Raw genomic sequence first — 16,305 nt, forward strand, 5'->3', positions numbered from 1 at the left:
AATTATTCCGTATACTGATAGCAAGAAAGGAGATGCGATATATGGATACATTGAATTTGGCGGAGAACCTGATCCGCTTGCGCCGGGAGAAAGAAGTCACCCAGGAAGAAGTGGCTAGCTTCATTGGCGTTACCAAAGCGTCGGTTTCCAAGTGGGAGACGAAGCAAAGCCTTCCGGACATTCTGCTGCTACCGGTGCTTGCGTCCTATTACGGCGTGACGGTAGACGAACTGCTGGGCTATAAGCCTCAGCTGGGGAAGGAACAGATTCAGAAGATCTATCATGATCTGGCGGCAGAATTTGCGGAAAAGCCCTTTGAAGAGGTGATGGACGCAAGCAGGAAACTGGTTAAAAAGTATTACTCCTGCTATTCCTTCCTCTTGCAGATCAGTATTCTGTGGCTGAACCATTATACATTTGCCGAAGATCCAAAGAGTCAGATGGGGATTCTGGATGAGACGGTGGAACTGTGCACGCACATCATAGAGAACTGCAAGGATATCAGCATCTGTAATGACGCGACGGTACTCAAAGCGATCATGGACCTGCAGCGCGGAAGGCCTCAGGAAGCATTGGACTTAGTGGAGGATATGCTGAGTCCCTACCGGCTTGCCAGCCAGAGCAGCGGAATTCTTATCCAGGCCTATCAGATGGTGGGAGATATGGATAAGGCGGTCAGTTATACGCAGATCAGCATGTTCCTCCATCTGCTGTCCCTGGTAGAAGGAGCGACGCAGTATATTGCGTTTCGTGCGCAGGATAAAGAGTCCTGCGAGGAGACGATACGCAGAATGGATGGACTGATAGAATTATTCCAATTAGAAAGGCTGCATCAGAATATAGCGGCAGTCTATCACTACCAGGTGGCAGTCTATCAGTGCCAGCAGGAGGATATAGAGGGCGTGTTCGCAAGACTTAAAAGGTTCGTGGAGATTATCTGCGATCTGCTGGATCATGAGGCAGCCTTGCATGGAGACGGTTATTTTAACCGGCTGGAAGAATGGTTTGAGGGACTGGATCTTGGAAAGCAGATGGTCAGAGATAAGAAGCTGGTCTTAGACAACGCTTGCCAGGCCCTGGAGAACCCGGTATTTTCTCCGCTTATAGAAGATAAGCGTCTGGTAAGATTGAAAAGAGTATTGACGGAAAAGAGGGAGACATTATGAATATAAAAGATATGCTGCCATTTTTGATACCATTGGTCATTGTAGAGCTGATTCTTGTGATTATCACGCTTCGGCACATCTTCACGCACCAGCACTATAAGAGGGGGACCCGCGCGTTCTGGGTAGTGATGACCATCGTGGGGATACAGTTTTGGGGACCGATTCTTTATTTTCTGCTGGGAAAGGAAGATGCTTAGATGGATATGCTGACATTATCCCATGTATCCAAGCGCTTTGGCGCAAATCAGGTGATCGATGACTTGAACTTTAAGGTTCCGGCACATTCGATCTATGGGTTTATCGGACAGAATGGGGCAGGAAAGACGACTACGATGAAGATGATATTGGGGCTTCTTAAGGCAGATTCCGGAGACATCCTTGTAAATGGCGAGAAGGTCTGCTATGGGCAGAATAGGACGAACCGCTATATTGGCTATCTTCCGGATGTGCCGGAGTTCTATTCTTACATGACGCCGATGGAGTACCTGGCATTGTGCGGCGAGATTACGGGAATGCAGAAAACACTGATCCGCAAACGGTCTATGGAACTCCTGGAACTAGTAGGACTTGAGAAGTCTGACAAGAGAATCCAGGGATTCTCAAGAGGGATGAAGCAAAGGCTGGGCATCGCACAGGCCCTCCTTAACAGTCCGAAACTTCTGATCTGCGATGAGCCTACGTCCGCCTTGGATCCGCTGGGAAGAAAAGAGATACTGGATATCCTTCTGGCGGTAAGGGAACATACGACCGTCGTGTTCTCTACGCACATTCTCTCTGATGTAGAGAAGACTTGTGATGAGATTGGCCTGCTCCATGAAGGAAAGGTTGCTCTTCAAGGTACTATAGAAGAGATCCGGCAGATTCGGAAAAGCGACGGATTCGAAGTAGAGTTCAGGAATCCGGCGGATTCAGAAAAAGCCCTCCGGTTATGGGCAGGAGGCGAGCGCAAGGGGAAGAATCTGATTTTCTTTGCAAAGCAGGATGAGAAAGATATGGCATCCGCCATGCAGGGCATGTCAAAGTCCGGAATCTATCCGCTTCGCATGGAAATGCGGGAACCTACGCTGGAAGCGTTGTTTATGGAGGTGGTAGGAAGATGAGGCAGTTAAGCGCATTTCTAAGAAAAGAAGGAATGGAGTTCATCCGTACGGGTAAGATCTGGATTCTTCTGATCATATTCATATTGTTTGGCATCATGAATCCGGCAATCGCCAAATTGACGCCCTGGATGGTAGAGACGATGTCAGACAGCCTTGCAGAGTCGGGGATGGTGCTGACGGAGGTTAAGGTCAATGCCATGACTTCCTGGAACCAGTTCTACAAAAATATATCCATGGCGCTGATCATCTTTGCTCTGATGCTCAGCGGGATCCTGACAACGGAATACCAGAAGGGCACCTTGGTAAATATGCTGACCAAAGGCCTGGTCAGGTGGAAGGTAGTGGGGGCAAAAGCCATCGCGTCTATCGGTCTGTGGACAGTCTGCTATTGGCTGTGCTATGGCATCACATACGGATATAATATGTATTTCTGGGATAATAGCATCGCCTCGCATGTTGCCTTTGCGGCCTTGTGCGTCTATCTGCTGGGAATCTGGGTCATGCTCCTGATCCTGCTGATATCCACGCTGCTTAAATCCGCTTCAGGGGTGCTGGCAGTGACGGGCGTAGCAGTCATTGCCAGTTATGTGGCCGGAATGTTCGGAAAGATTGGGGAATATCTGCCGATACGGCTGCTCTCTGCTGGTAATCTGCTGGCGGGCAGCATGTCACCTGAGGATTTCTGGAAGGCGATAGCGGTGGCCCTGGCATCTGGCGTGGCGTTCTTTATATTGTCAGTGGCGTGCTTTAATAGAAAGAATATTGGATAGAGTGCCTGGGGAATTGCGATTCCCCAGGCTTGTGTTATAATATAATCCATAAATTAGAATGGAGATCTATCATGCTGTATACAATACCTGACTATTATCAGAATTTCAAATGCACGGCCGATGAGTGCGAGGACACCTGCTGCGCCGGATGGCAGATTGCCATCGACAGGAAATCCCTGGTCCGCTATGGAAAGGTGTCCGGGAAGTTTCGAAGAAGGCTTAATCGTTCCATCCGGTGGCTGGAAGGAACCTTTAAGCAGGGCGAGGGCGGAAGATGTGCCTTTCTGAATGAAGAGAATTTGTGCGATCTGTATTCTGCCCTTGGCAAAGAGAGCCTTTGCAGGACTTGCAGGCTGTATCCGAGGCATATCGAGGAGTTCGAAGGCGTGCGGGAAGTCACGCTGTCCATCTCCTGCCCGGAGGTGGCGAGAATCCTGCTTAAAAAAGAAGAACCGGCAAGGTTCCTGGAATACGAGAAGGAAGGCGAAGAAGCGTATGAAGATTTTGATCTGCTTGTGTATTCCAAACTGGCGGAGGGACGGGAGGTCTTGCTCAATATCCTAAGGGACCGGGAACTTGGGCTTGATTTGCGGACTGGGCTTGTGCTGGCGCTGGCCCATGATATGCAGGTGAGGCTTAAAAAGGGAGAAGTGTTTTCCTGCGACCAGGTCTTTGAACGCTACCAGAAAGAAAAAGCCAGGGAATTTATCAGACTGAAACTTATGGAGTCGGGAGACAATATAGAAGAAAGATATGCGTTTTCCAGGCAAATGTTCCAGAACCTGTACCAGCTGGAATTACTCCGGGAAGACTGGGAGTCTCATCTGCGCGAGTCGGAGTACCTGCTGTATGGAAGCATGGATGACAGTCAGGATAGCCGGGACGCCTATGGGAAGATGCACCAGGATTTCGCCGCATGGCTTACGGCCAATATGCCGGAATGGGAAATCCAGTGCGAGCAGCTGCTGGTATATTTTATCTATACGTATTTCTGCGGGGCCGTCTATGACGGGAGAGCCTACGCGAAGATCCAGATGGCTGTGGTCAGCGTTATGCTGATCTACGAGATGCTGGCGGCAAGGTGGAGGAAGAATGAGAAGCAGCTGGACTTTGAGGATGTGGTGGAGATTGTCTACCGCTATTCCAGGGAAGTGGAGCATTCAGACCAGAATCTGGAGGCAATGGAGCAAATGATGGAAGAACAATTGGTCCCATGGTTTTCAAAGGAGAGATGCAAGGAAAGGATTGAGGGAAAGGAAGGAAAGATATGGATGTAAATATGACAGGAAATACGGAAGAAAATACGCAAAGAGAGCAAAATCTGAAAACTGCGGGACAACTGTTTTCCTTTATACAGGCAAGTCCCAGCCCTTTCCATGCGGTTGCGAATATGAAGAGGGAATTGGACGCGCACGGATATGCCCAGCTTCTGGAAGGGGAAGAGTGGAGGCTGGAAGAAGAGGGGAAATATTATGTCATCCGGAACGGGTCGGCATTGATCGCGTTTCGAATTCCGAAACGGGATTTCTCAGGATTCCAGATTATGGCCAGCCACAGTGATTCTCCAAGCTTCAAGATCAAGGAAAACCCGGAGATGGATGTGGAAGGGCATTACGTGAAGCTGAACGTGGAAAAGTATGGAGGGATGCTGTGCGCGCCTTGGTTTGACAGGCCGCTGTCCGTGGCGGGCAGAGTCATTGTAAAGGACGGAAGCCGCCTCGTGACAAGGCTGGTGAATATAGACCGGGACTTGTGCATGATTCCGAATCTGGCGATCCATATGAACCGGGAGGCCAACGAAGGCTACAAATACAACGTCCAGAAAGACATGCTGCCGCTGTATGGAGGCGGAGGATCCGGGGGAATGTTCATGGAGGACATTGCCCGGGCAGCAGGCGTGGCACAGGAGGATATGATAGGAAGCGATCTATTTTTATATAACCGGATGGAAGGAAGCATCTGGGGAGCGCAGGAAGAATTCATTTCCATCGGAAGGCTGGATGACTTACAGTGTGCCTTTGCATCCCTCCAGGCCTTCCTGGAGGCGGATGGCGGAGAAAGCATTCCGGTACACTGTGTCTATGACAATGAAGAGGTGGGGAGCGGTACGAAACAAGGCGCTGGCTCTACGTTCCTTCTGGATACGCTGCTGCGGATCAATGAAGGGCTTGGGCGAAGCCCGGGCCAGTACCGCCAGGCGCTGGCATCCAGCTTCATGCTGTCTGCGGACAATGCTCATGGCGTACATCCCAATTATCCAGAGAAGGCCTGCCCGACGAATCGGCCTTATCTGAATGAAGGAATCGTGATAAAATACAGCGCGAACCAGAAGTATACCACGGATGGGATGGCTGCGGCAGTATTTACGCAGATTTGCGAAAGAGCCGGCGTTCCCGTGCAGAAGTTCCTCAACCGTTCGGATATTCTGGGAGGCTCTACCTTGGGCAATATCTCAGGAACCCAGGTAGCGCTGAATTCAGTGGACATCGGACTGGCCCAGCTTGCCATGCATTCACCGTATGAGACGGGCGGCATAAAAGATACGGATTATCTGATCGCGGCGGCAAAGGAGTTCTTCCGGGCATCGGTGGTGGAAATAGGCAGCGGAGAATACCGGGTGAAGGAGTAAGAAGAGATCCTCCCGCTCTTTGACTTCTGCTCCCAAAAGTACTATAATTCGATAGTAAATGACAGAAAGGGAGTTGGAAATCATGAGTAAAAGAATCGACAAGAAGAGAATGAAGAGACAGGCGGAAATCACATCTGCACCGCGCGATATAAAGGCGCCGGCGGCAAAAGAGGCAGAGAATATAGACTTCTACATCCAGTATCAGGGCCAGGAGTACCTGGAGAGGGAGATTATAGAGCGAATCAAGGAAAAATGCAAGGTAGAGGGGGCTTTGACTTCAGGAAATGAAAAGTTATCTGTCTACCTGAAGCCGGAAGAACAGAAAGCGTACTATACGTGCGGCAGTTTAAGCGGGGATATAGATATCTAACCTATGAGGAATAGATAAGGCTCCGGGACGGCAATGGCAAATATGCCAGGACTGTCCCGGAGCCTTTGGTTTATATGAGATTTATTCTACAAAACCGATCTCGCTGTGCAATTGCTGCAATGATTTTACATCTCCGTTGCCATGCTCTTTCACGTAGCGGATTCCCTTAGCAGTTGCCCTTGCAGCCGCGATGGTGGTCATGTAAGGAATCTTGCCTTTGATGGCAGCCTTGCGCAGGTAACTGTCATCGTGGACGCTGTCCTTGCCTACCGGAGAGTTTACGATCAGGTCGATCTTGCCGTTGGTGATCATATCCAGGATATTCGGACGGCCTTCGTAGAGTTTCTTTACCTTCTCGGCCTCGATTCCCGCTTCGCGGATCAGATCACAGGTAGTTCCTGTAGCTACGATCTTGAATCCATCTTCGGCGAAGCTTCTGGCAATCTCAACGACCTCTGCCTTGTCCTTGCGGTTTACGGAGATCAGTACCGTACCGTTAAGAGGCAGTTTGGACTGGGCGGCTTCCTGTGCCTTATAGAAGGCTTCTCCATAGGATGGAGACAGGCCCAGGACTTCTCCGGTGGAACGCATCTCAGGCCCTAATACCGGGTCGACTTCCTGGAACATGTTGAACGGGAATACGGCTTCCTTGACGCCGAAGTAAGGAATTACCTGTTCTTTTAATTCCGGTACCGGCGATGGGCGTCCTGTGATGTCGGAAGTGATGATGTCTGTTGCCAGAGGCACCATGCGGATGTTGCAGACCTTGGATACCAGCGGTACCGTACGGGATGCGCGTGGATTGGCCTCCAGCACGTATACTTTGCCATTCTCGATGGCATACTGCATGTTCATCAGGCCCTTGACATGCATTTCTTCTGCGATCTTTCTTGTATATTCCTTGATGGTCCTTACATTTTCTTCAGAAATATGTACGGACGGGATGATGCAGGCGGAGTCTCCGGAATGTACGCCGGCAAGCTCGATATGCTCCATAACCGCTGGAACGAATGCGTGGGTTCCGTCGCTGATCGCGTCTGCTTCACACTCGAGGGCGTGGTTCAGGAACCGGTCGATCAGGATCGGACGGTCAGGCGTTACGCCAACGGCAGCCTTCATGTATCCTTCCATGCTTTCGTCATCATAGACCACTTCCATGCCGCGGCCGCCAAGAACGTAAGATGGGCGGACCATAACCGGATAGCCAATCTCTCTGGCGATAGCCAGCGCTTCTTCAACGGTGGTTGCCATACCAGATTCCGGCATAGGAATCTCTAATTTTTCCATCATCTCGCGGAACAGGTCGCGGTCTTCTGCCAGGTCGATGACAGATGGCGAGGTTCCCAGAATCCTGACGCCATTCTTCTCAAGCTCGGATGCAAGGTTCAGAGGAGTCTGTCCGCCGAACTGGGCGATAACGCCAAGCGGCTTTTCCTTATTATAAATGCTTAGCACGTCTTCCAGAGTCAGAGGCTCGAAATACAGCTTGTCAGAAGTATCGTAGTCGGTGGAAACCGTCTCTGGATTGCAGTTGACGATAATCGTCTCGAATCCCAGCTTCTTAAGAGCCAGCGAAGCGTGTACGCAGCAGTAGTCAAACTCGATGCCCTGCCCGATACGGTTCGGGCCTCCGCCGAGAATCATGATCTTTGGCTTGTCTGTACTTACCGGATTCTTGTCTGGCGCATTATAGGTAGAGTAGTAGTAAGCGCTGTCAGGCGTTCCGCTTACGTGCACGCCTTCCCATGCTTCCTCCACGCCAAGTGCTAGGCGGCGGTTGCGGATATCGTCTTCCGGAATCTCCAGGATCTGGCTTAGATATTTATCTGAGAAGCCATCTTTCTTCGCCGCGGTCAGCATCTCGTCGGATGGGAGGCTTCCTTTTCCGGCTGCAAGCGCTTCTTCTTCCTCCACCAGTTCTTTCATCTGCTGGATAAAGTAAGTCTTAACCTTGGTGATCTCGAAGATCTCCTCCACGGTCGCTCCCTTGCGGAGCGCTTCATACATGATGAAGTGACGGTCGCTGGACGGAGTGATCAGCATCTGGAGAAGCTGATCCTTAGTCTTCGCGTTATAATCCTTGGCGTAACCCAGGCCATAACGGCCGGTCTCAAGGCTTCGGATAGCCTTCTGGAAGGCCTCTTTGTAAGTCTTTCCAATACTCATGACTTCGCCAACTGCGCGCATCTGGGTGCCAAGCTTATCTTCTACGCCTTTGAACTTCTCAAACGCCCAGCGGGCGAACTTGATTACGACATAATCCCCATCCGGTACATATTTGTCCAAGGTTCCATACTTGCCGCAAGGGATATCCTTAAGCGTAAGGCCGGTTGCCAGCATGGCGGATACCAGGGCGATCGGGAATCCGGTAGCCTTGGAAGCCAATGCGGAAGAACGGGAAGTTCTCGGGTTGATCTCGATGACGACGATACGGTCGCTGACAGGATCGTGGGCGAACTGTACGTTGGTGCCGCCGATAACCTGTACGGACTCTACAATCTTGTAAGCCTGTTCCTGCAGACGCTTCTGGCATTCCTCTGAAATAGTAAGCATCGGAGCAGAACAGAAAGAATCTCCGGTGTGTACGCCCAGGGGGTCGATATTCTCGATGAAGCACACGGTAATCATATTGTTGTCGGCATCGCGGACGATCTCAAGTTCAAGTTCTTCCCAGCCCAGGATGGATTCTTCTACCAGGACCTGTCCCACAAGACTGGCCTGAAGGCCTCTTGCGCATACCGTCTTTAACTCATCCTTATTATAAACCAGGCCGCCGCCTGCGCCGCCCATGGTGTAGGCTGGTCGAAGCACGACAGGATAGCCAAGGTCATCAGCGATCGCCAGCGCTTCTTCTACCGTGTAGGCAACTTCGCTTCTGGCCATCTCGATGCCAAGGGCATCCATGGACTTCTTGAATTCAATACGGTCCTCGCCGCGCTCGATGGCATCCACCTGTACGCCGATAACCTGTACGTTGTACTTTTCCAGAATGCCTGCCTTTGCAAGTTCTGAACAAAGATTCAGCCCAGACTGTCCTCCCAGGTTTGGAAGAAGCGCATCCGGGCGCTCTTTGGCGATGATCTGCTCAAGCCTCTCTACATTTAATGGCTCTATATAAGTGACATCCGCTGTCTCCGGGTCGGTCATGATGGTAGCTGGATTGGAATTGACCAGCACGATCTCATAACCCAGCTTGCGCAGCGCTTTGCAGGCTTGGGTACCCGAATAGTCGAATTCGCAGGCCTGTCCGATGATGATCGGTCCAGAGCCGATAATAAGTACTTTGTGAATATCTGTTCTCTTTGGCATATGTATCCTCCTAATATGACATGCATGGCTTATGGAACGCCCGGTTGCGTGTGCGATTGCGGGCCTCCAAAAAACCCTTTACCCTCTATTATATAGTAGATTGAAAAAAAGGGAATAGGGAATTTCACCAAATATGGAGAAAAATCATGGAAAATTTCTCAATTTTTTGGCATAAAATATATTTCTTATTAAACTGTGAATTGTAAAAGCCTCTTTCTTATGATAAAGTGGGTATAGATAAATGTTGATTAAATTTATATGCAAGGGGATAAAAGACATGGAAAGAAGAGTAGGAACTATATCAAGAGGAATCCGCTGCCCGATTATCCGTGAAGGAGACAATCTGGCGGATATTATTGTTGAAAGCGTATTAGAGGCAGCAGAAAGCGAAGGATTCGAACTTCGTGACCGCGACGTGATTGCAGCCACAGAATCCATCGTGGCAAGAGCGCAGGGAAATTATGCGTCTATCGATGCGATAGCCAAGGATGTCAAGGCGAAATTGGGCGGAGAGACGATAGGAGTCATCTTTCCGATTCTGTCTAGAAACCGTTTCTCCATCTGTCTGAAGGGTATCGCAAAAGGCGCGAAGAAGGTAGTGCTCATGCTGAGCTACCCAAGCGACGAAGTGGGAAATGAACTGGTTTCCCTGGACAAGCTTGATGATGCAGGCATTAACCCATACAGCGACGTGATGGATCTTGAGAAATACCGCGAACTGTTCGGAGAGAATAAGCATCCATTTACTGGCGTGGATTATGTGCAGTATTACAGCGATCTGATCAAAGAGGCAGGGGCTGAAGTGGAAGTTATCTTCGCAAACCAGCCGCAGGAAATCCTGAAGCATGCCAAGAACGTGCTGACCTGTGACATACATACCAGGGCAAGGACCAAGCGCATCCTGGAGAAGAATGGCGCCAAGGTTGTTCTGGGACTGGACAATATCCTGACCTGTCCGGTGGGCGGAAGCGGATGCAATGAACGATTCGGGCTTCTTGGATCTAATAAATCTACAGAGGAATCCGTGAAACTGTTCCCGAGAGACTGCACAGACCTGGTACTGGAAGTGCAGGGCAAGATTCTTGAAAAGACCGGAAAGCATGTTGAAGTCATGGTATATGGCGACGGCGCTTTCAAAGATCCGGTAGGAAAGATCTGGGAACTGGCAGATCCTTGCGTATCCGTGGCTCACACCGAAGGGCTTAACGGCACGCCGAATGAAGTCAAATTAAAATATCTTGCAGACAATGACTTTAAAGACCTGAAGGGCGAGGAACTCAAAGACGCCATCTCCAAGAGAATCCAGGAGAAGGAAGACGACCTGGTAGGCGATATGTCTTCCCAGGGAACGACGCCCCGCCGCCTGACAGACTTGATCGGCTCTCTGTGCGATCTGACCAGCGGTTCTGGTGACAAAGGAACGCCTGTGATTCTGGTACAGGGCTATTTTGACAACTTTACCACCGATAAATAAGCGGCAGACAGGCAGATGCTAATAGATAACGAAGGATTAATGATAGGAAAAAATACTCAGGAGGAAATGAAACGAATGAAACAGGATATGATTGTAATTCTGGATTTGGGCAGTACCGAAAATACGGTAGTTGCCAGAGAAATTCGCGATATGGGCGTTTACAGCGAGATTCATCCCCATGACATCACCCCGGAAGAATTAAACGGGCTGGATAATGTGAAGGGAATCATCTTGAACGGAGGAGAGAACCGTGTCGTAGACGGAGCAGCGGTGGATGTAAGTCCCGCACTCTATGATCTGGGATATCCGGTGATGGCAATTGACCATCCAACAGCCAAATGCGTACAGAAACTGGACGCGCTTCCGGATGAGGCTACCCTTAAGAAATTCGTATTCGACGAGTGCAAGGCAGAGCCAAACTGGAATATGAAGAACTTTATCGCTGACCAGGTAGAACTGGTGAAGCGCCAGGTAGGCGACCGGAAAGTCCTTCTTGCCCTGTCCGGCGGCGTGGATTCTTCCGTTGTGGCAGCGCTCCTTTTGAAGGCAATCGGGCAGCAGCTGGTATGCGTGCATGTAAATCATGGCCTGATGCGTAAGAACGAGTCAGAAAGCGTAGTGGAGGTATTCCAGAACCAGCTTCACGCGAACCTTATCTATGTGGATGCCACAGAACGTTTCCTGGGCAAATTGGAAGGCGTGAAGGATCCGGAAGAAAAACGTAAGATTATCGGCGGAGAATTCATTCGCGTATTTGAAGAAGAAGCAAGAAAACTGGACGGAATCGACTTCCTCGGCCAGGGAACCATTTACCCGGATATCATCGAGAGCGGAACCAAGACCGCCAAGATGGTAAAATCACACCACAACGTAGGGGGATTGCCGGAGGATCTGCAGTTTGAACTGGTAGAGCCTTTGAAGCAGCTCTTCAAAGATGAAGTCCGCGCCTGCGGAATTGAACTGGGACTGCCACCGCACATGGTATACCGCCAGCCATTCCCAGGTCCGGGGCTTGGCGTCAGGTGCCTCGGTGCGATTACAAGAGACAGACTGGAAGCAGTCCGTGAATCGGATGCCATCCTGAGAGAAGAGTTTGAGAAAGCGGGACTGGATAAGAAAGTATGGCAGTACTTTACGGTAGTGCCGGACTTTAAGTCTGTGGGCATGAAGAACCATGCCAGATGCTTTGAATATATGGTAATCATCCGGGCGATCAATACGATCGACGCGATGACAGCCAGCATCGAGAAGGTTGATTGGGACGTGCTTGAGAAGATCACGAACAGGATATTGGCGGAAGTGGAGAATGTCAATCGAGTATGCTATGACATGTCACCGAAGCCGCCGGCTACGATTGAATTCGAATAGCGGACAGAACCCCGGAGATGCCTGTAAAATGGGCGCTTTCGGGGTTTCTTTATGTCGTTTGACTCTATTTTATAATTTTGATTAGCAATAAGGAGTTGATTATATGCCTAGTATTTTACCAGTATCTGATTTGAGAAATTATAATGAAGTTCTCAAAAATTGCAAAGTTGGAGAACCAGTTTTTTTAACCAAGAATGGTAGGGGAAGGTTTGTAGTGCTTGATATTGAGGACTACGAGAAAGACCGAGCAGAGAAAAAACTGTTGGCAAAGTTGCAGGAAGCGAAAGAAACTGTTGCAGATGGGACAGGTTGGTTGAGCCTTGATGAATTAAAATCGGCTATGGAGGAATAACACTTGATGAAATTAAGGATTAACCCTCTCGTAGTAGCCGATCTGAAAGCAATTAAGGATTATACTGCAGAGGATAATGCAGAAGCAGCCAGAAAGACAGTAGACGAGATTTACAAGAGTTTTGAGAACTTACAGCAGTTTCCTACTATGGGAGCAGATTTGTCAAAACTAGTGAGTTTCAAGACAGATTATAAGTATCTTGTTCATGGGAATTATATTACGCTGCATCTTATCAAAAAGGATTACGTAGAGATATATCGTGTGATTGACAGATATCAAGAAATACCGAGCATTTTATTTAGATAGATTTGAATTTAGAGGAATTATGCTGCCACTCTATTAAGCGATTTATAACCGAAATGACCGTAGTTATTGGGAAGCACTTGATATAGATTTAAAAGGATATGCCGCTAAAATCGGTCTTGACTATGTGACCAATGACGATAGCGTGAGTCGTCCTTTCGGCGATCCACCCGTGATTGTCAATTATTTCTATCACAGTGAAATCAAAAAATCAGCAAGAAAAGGCGTAATACATCCGTCGGACGCATGTTCTGCGCCGGCCAGAGCGAAGAGTAGAGGTGCGAACAATGCCTGAATTACCTGAAATAGAAACAATAAAAAACGTAATTGAGCCACAAATCTCCGAATGTCTACGCTATTATGCACGGCAGAGAATAAAATGGCTCTAAACCAGAGTATTGCATGGGATTAAGAAAACTCCTCGTAATAGCGGAACGCCTTCACAATATAATCAGAGGCCCCTTCCCCATATTTAGCATCTGCTATGTTTCTTACATATTCGCTGGAATAGGCGTTGATAAGTACATTCAAATAGGGCTTGCTAAGAGAGACGCCGCTACTATTCTTCTGAATAAACTGGAATATCTCCTGAACAATAGACTGTATTTCCGGGGAAGAAACATCTGCCGTCAAATCAGCAGTGAGTTTCGCATACAGTCTATCAGACTGTTGGCCGATTTCTTTAACATCCTCTGTTAATTGGGTTTCCGCAATTTCAGAGAAGTGTTCCAGATTATATCTCATGGCTTCGGTATAGTTCTCTATACTTCCAAAGTGCTTGATGGCAAGCTTAGCAACCTCGGACTCATCCTCTTTGACTTTCTGGATAAACAGATCAAAGTTTTCAATGCTTCCCCAGTGTTTGATAATATCATCTGTATTACGGCTTTTAAAATTCTCCAATGCGTCGATGTAATCAGACAAATCAAATTCTTTAAAACTCATGCATTGTTCCCCTTTCTCTAAGCGGCTAAGAAGCTGGATCAGCCGGTCCGTGCGATTGCGTTTTAGAAGTAGCAGTTCCTTTTGCTTCTTGAACGCGGCTATTTTGTCAAAATCCGGTTTTTGCAATATTTCGCGAATCTCCTTTAAGCGAAAGCCTAATTCTTTGAAAAATAGAATCTGCTGGAGTTTCTGTAAAGCGTCATCATCGTATAAGCGATAGCCCGAAGGGGTTAATTCACTTGGCTTTAGCAGCCCGATTTCATCATAATATTGTAAAGCACGTATGCTGATACCTGTTAATTCCGCAACTTGGCTTATGGTTTTCATTTCTATCAACTCCTTTGAATATAGCATACAGTATCACGTTACGTTGGAGTCAATAGTTTTTTCATAATCAGGGATTTTCTCGAAAAGTATTTGCAATATGCTTAGTATTTGGCTTATGCTTAATATCAAGCATGTCCCTGGGTATCAAAAATATAAGTGTAAAAATGGAGGGTGTTATGGAGGCTTTTGAAGCAGAGATCAAAAAGGAGGAGACAGGCAGGCTTACTTATGTAAAAGTGCCTTTTGACGCAAGAGCGTGTTTTTCTATACCAAAAGGAACCATCTATGTCGCTGGAAGGATTAATGAAGTTGAATATCGGGGGAAGCTGCTGTCGCGCGGCAAGGGTGAGTACATTCTTGTTTTGAACAAGGCATTGCAGAAGGCGGTAGGCTTTAATGGAGAGCAGATGCAGGTAGAAATCACCATGGATTTAGAGCGGGAAGGCGAAAAGAAGAGTGGAGATAAGATCGAAACTCTGGGGAGCAGCATGGATGTCATAACAGCGATTAAGAGCCGGAAAAGTATTCGTAAGTTCACGGCAAAAGCCATTGATGATAAGATGCTAAATACTCTATTAACCGCAGGCTTGCAGGCGCCTTCGGCGAAGAATAAAAGACCCTGCCATATTGTCGTAGTGAAAGATAAGACAATGCTTGCAGCGCTTGCCAGTTACAACCCAAATGCCAGAATGCTTGCAGATGCTGCCTGTGCGATGATTGTCTGCGGGGATAGAAATGCAGAAGGGATGAAAGAATTCCTATATGCGGATTGTGCGGCGGTATCGCAAAATATTCTGCTGTGCGCCCATGGTTTGGGCTTGGGAGCCGTATGGTGCGGCGTTGTGATGAATTCTGATTGGAAGAAACGCATTGCAAAGGAACTGAAATTTCCTGTAAAAGTAGAACCTATATCCGTTATTGCGCTGGGGTATCCAAACGAGAGTAAAGAGGAAGAGGACAGATGGGATGCTGGAAAAATCCATTTTGACCGATGGTAATGAGGCCGGTATTTTGGAAGAAATGAAATAGAGAGCGCCCCCTGCCGAATGGCAGGGGGCGCTTTTCGGATAAAAGATACATTTAAAGTACCGGCTTGGAAGCGGGCAGATCCAGCGCATCCTTCCATCCGGCCTCGGCCTCTACGCACTGAGGGATAAGATTGATGCTAGGCGCAGTGCTGGTAGCAAAAGATTCCACTCCAGGAATCATCCCTTCTATGGTCACTTTCAGATCCGGCTCGCCATAGATCGTATAACTGTCGGCCATTGGCGGCTCTGGCTGTACGTCATGGCACACTTTGTGGATAAAATGGAAGCCGGTAACTTCTTTGCCGTCTCTTAGGCATTTCATAATAAATTCATGGGCAGATATGGTACCAGGCATAACCTTGCCGCAAGGAGGATTCAGTTCCATCTTGGAGGTAAAGAGCCGATGCTCTTCAACATAATCGTCGTATTCAATGCCGCATCTTCTGGCAATCTCCATGACAGTCGGCCCGTAGTAAGAAGTGATGATATCCTTGATCACGTCTCCATTAAAATCCTTCGGATCTTTCCCGTACCCGAATACCTGCACCCATGGCGAAGTATTATAGGAGTCGTCCTGTCCTCCTGTGACGATTAATTTGTCAATGCGTCCGGCCATAGAAGATACGACGACAGGAAGATAGGAGTTGAACAGTCCCGGGAAGATGCCTTGCTGTATGTAAGTCACGCCATGTTCCAGCGCGCAGTTATTTACCATATCATATAATTGGGGCGCGGTTTCCTTCATGTTATAGACCGGCAAGGTTGTCAGTACGTTCTTGTTGGCGGACAGCGCCTTGCAGATATTCCTGGCGTTAGGCGTGAAGCCTGTGGGCCTTAGATTCCCCTCATCCCTCATGTTCGGAAGATAGATTAGCACTACATCTGCTTCTTGCTTCAGCACTTCGTCAATATCATCGGAGACGATAACATTGGCCTTGTCGAATCCAAAGATTTCCCCCGCGTCTTTTCCGACCTTTTTCGGATCAACGTCTACGGCGCCTACCAGTTCCAGGCTTTTCTTGGATTGGATCATTTTCACGGCATAACGCCCGACGCTTCCCAATCCCCATACGATTACTTTGTACTTCTTCATAAATAAGGCTCCTTTCATAATTGTATACATGTTTAGTATACGTGTTTACTAAATTCTAAAATCATGGTATC

The 16,305-nt window shown here is 48.4% G+C and carries 15 protein-coding genes; 12 read left to right on the forward strand and 3 right to left on the reverse strand.

Annotated elements, in window-relative coordinates; translation table 11 throughout:
• Positions 1-41: 41 nt before the first annotated feature.
• The 7 genes from K0036_RS02725 (at position 42) to K0036_RS02755 (ending at position 6,035) form a co-directional block, all read left to right on the forward strand.
• The gene (locus K0036_RS02725) at positions 42-1,166 is read left to right on the forward strand and encodes a helix-turn-helix domain-containing protein (protein ID WP_025645454.1); all 1,125 of its coding nucleotides are present in this window, start codon (positions 42-44) and stop codon (positions 1,164-1,166) included.
• Complete coding sequence (locus tag K0036_RS02730) at positions 1,163-1,363, forward strand: PLDc N-terminal domain-containing protein (protein ID WP_025645452.1); 201 nt, start codon at positions 1,163-1,165, stop codon at positions 1,361-1,363. Before K0036_RS02725 ends, K0036_RS02730 begins: the two co-directional genes overlap by 4 nt.
• On the forward strand, positions 1,364-2,266 hold the full coding sequence (locus tag K0036_RS02735; protein WP_173693539.1) for an ABC transporter ATP-binding protein: 903 nt from the start codon (positions 1,364-1,366) through the stop codon (positions 2,264-2,266).
• Positions 2,263-3,036, forward strand: coding sequence for an ABC transporter permease subunit (locus tag K0036_RS02740; protein ID WP_025645448.1), 774 nt, complete (start codon positions 2,263-2,265; stop codon positions 3,034-3,036). The genes K0036_RS02735 and K0036_RS02740 overlap by 4 nt, the downstream gene beginning before the upstream one ends.
• Positions 3,037-3,107: 71 nt before the next feature.
• Positions 3,108-4,313: a flagellin lysine-N-methylase gene (fliB, locus tag K0036_RS02745; RefSeq protein ID WP_220430690.1), complete on the forward strand. Its 1,206-nt coding sequence runs from the start codon at positions 3,108-3,110 to the stop codon at positions 4,311-4,313.
• Positions 4,304-5,665, forward strand: coding sequence for a M18 family aminopeptidase (locus K0036_RS02750; protein WP_220430691.1), 1,362 nt, complete (start codon positions 4,304-4,306; stop codon positions 5,663-5,665). The genes fliB and K0036_RS02750 overlap by 10 nt, the downstream gene beginning before the upstream one ends.
• 82 nt (positions 5,666-5,747) lie before the next feature.
• Entirely contained in the window at positions 5,748-6,035 is a 288-nt protein-coding gene (locus K0036_RS02755) for a DUF6465 family protein (RefSeq protein WP_025645442.1), read from the forward strand.
• A gap of 81 nt (positions 6,036-6,116) precedes the next feature.
• Here the strand turns inward: K0036_RS02755 and carB are convergent, their stop codons facing one another.
• Positions 6,117-9,344: a carbamoyl-phosphate synthase large subunit gene (gene carB / locus K0036_RS02760; RefSeq protein WP_220430692.1), complete on the reverse strand. Its 3,228-nt coding sequence runs from the start codon at positions 9,342-9,344 to the stop codon at positions 6,117-6,119.
• A 277-nt stretch (positions 9,345-9,621) separates the two neighbouring features.
• Between carB and K0036_RS02765 the strand changes: the two genes are divergently transcribed.
• From K0036_RS02765 to K0036_RS02780, 4 genes are all read left to right on the forward strand, one after another.
• On the forward strand, positions 9,622-10,818 hold the full coding sequence (locus tag K0036_RS02765) for a coenzyme F420-0:L-glutamate ligase (protein WP_220430693.1): 1,197 nt from the start codon (positions 9,622-9,624) through the stop codon (positions 10,816-10,818).
• Between the two features lie 75 nt (positions 10,819-10,893).
• Positions 10,894-12,186 carry a glutamine-hydrolyzing GMP synthase gene (gene guaA / locus K0036_RS02770; RefSeq protein WP_220430694.1) on the forward strand — a complete coding sequence of 431 codons (1,293 nt, stop codon included), beginning with the start codon at positions 10,894-10,896 and terminating at the stop codon, positions 12,184-12,186.
• 103 nt (positions 12,187-12,289) lie between these two features.
• Positions 12,290-12,538 (forward strand): type II toxin-antitoxin system prevent-host-death family antitoxin, encoded by a 249-nt coding sequence (locus K0036_RS02775; protein WP_173693544.1) that lies wholly within the window; start codon positions 12,290-12,292, stop codon positions 12,536-12,538.
• 3 nt (positions 12,539-12,541) lie between these two features.
• Complete coding sequence (locus K0036_RS02780; RefSeq protein WP_173693545.1) at positions 12,542-12,844, forward strand: type II toxin-antitoxin system RelE/ParE family toxin; 303 nt, start codon at positions 12,542-12,544, stop codon at positions 12,842-12,844.
• Positions 12,845-13,249: 405 nt separating this feature from the next.
• Here K0036_RS02780 and K0036_RS02785 read toward each other — a convergent pair whose 3' ends face one another.
• Positions 13,250-14,113 (reverse strand): MerR family transcriptional regulator, encoded by an 864-nt coding sequence (locus K0036_RS02785; RefSeq protein ID WP_173693546.1) that lies wholly within the window; start codon positions 14,111-14,113, stop codon positions 13,250-13,252.
• A 176-nt stretch (positions 14,114-14,289) separates the two neighbouring features.
• Between K0036_RS02785 and K0036_RS02790 the strand changes: the two genes are divergently transcribed.
• Complete coding sequence (locus tag K0036_RS02790; RefSeq protein WP_025645433.1) at positions 14,290-15,111, forward strand: nitroreductase family protein; 822 nt, start codon at positions 14,290-14,292, stop codon at positions 15,109-15,111.
• A gap of 82 nt (positions 15,112-15,193) precedes the next feature.
• Here the strand turns inward: K0036_RS02790 and K0036_RS02795 are convergent, their stop codons facing one another.
• Positions 15,194-16,234 (reverse strand): Gfo/Idh/MocA family oxidoreductase, encoded by a 1,041-nt coding sequence (locus K0036_RS02795; protein WP_025645431.1) that lies wholly within the window; start codon positions 16,232-16,234, stop codon positions 15,194-15,196.
• Positions 16,235-16,305: the final 71 nt, after the last annotated feature.

Origin of the sequence: [Clostridium] scindens (assembly GCF_019597925.1) — a bacterium.
Classification (GTDB): Bacteria; Bacillota; Clostridia; order Lachnospirales; family Lachnospiraceae; genus Clostridium_AP.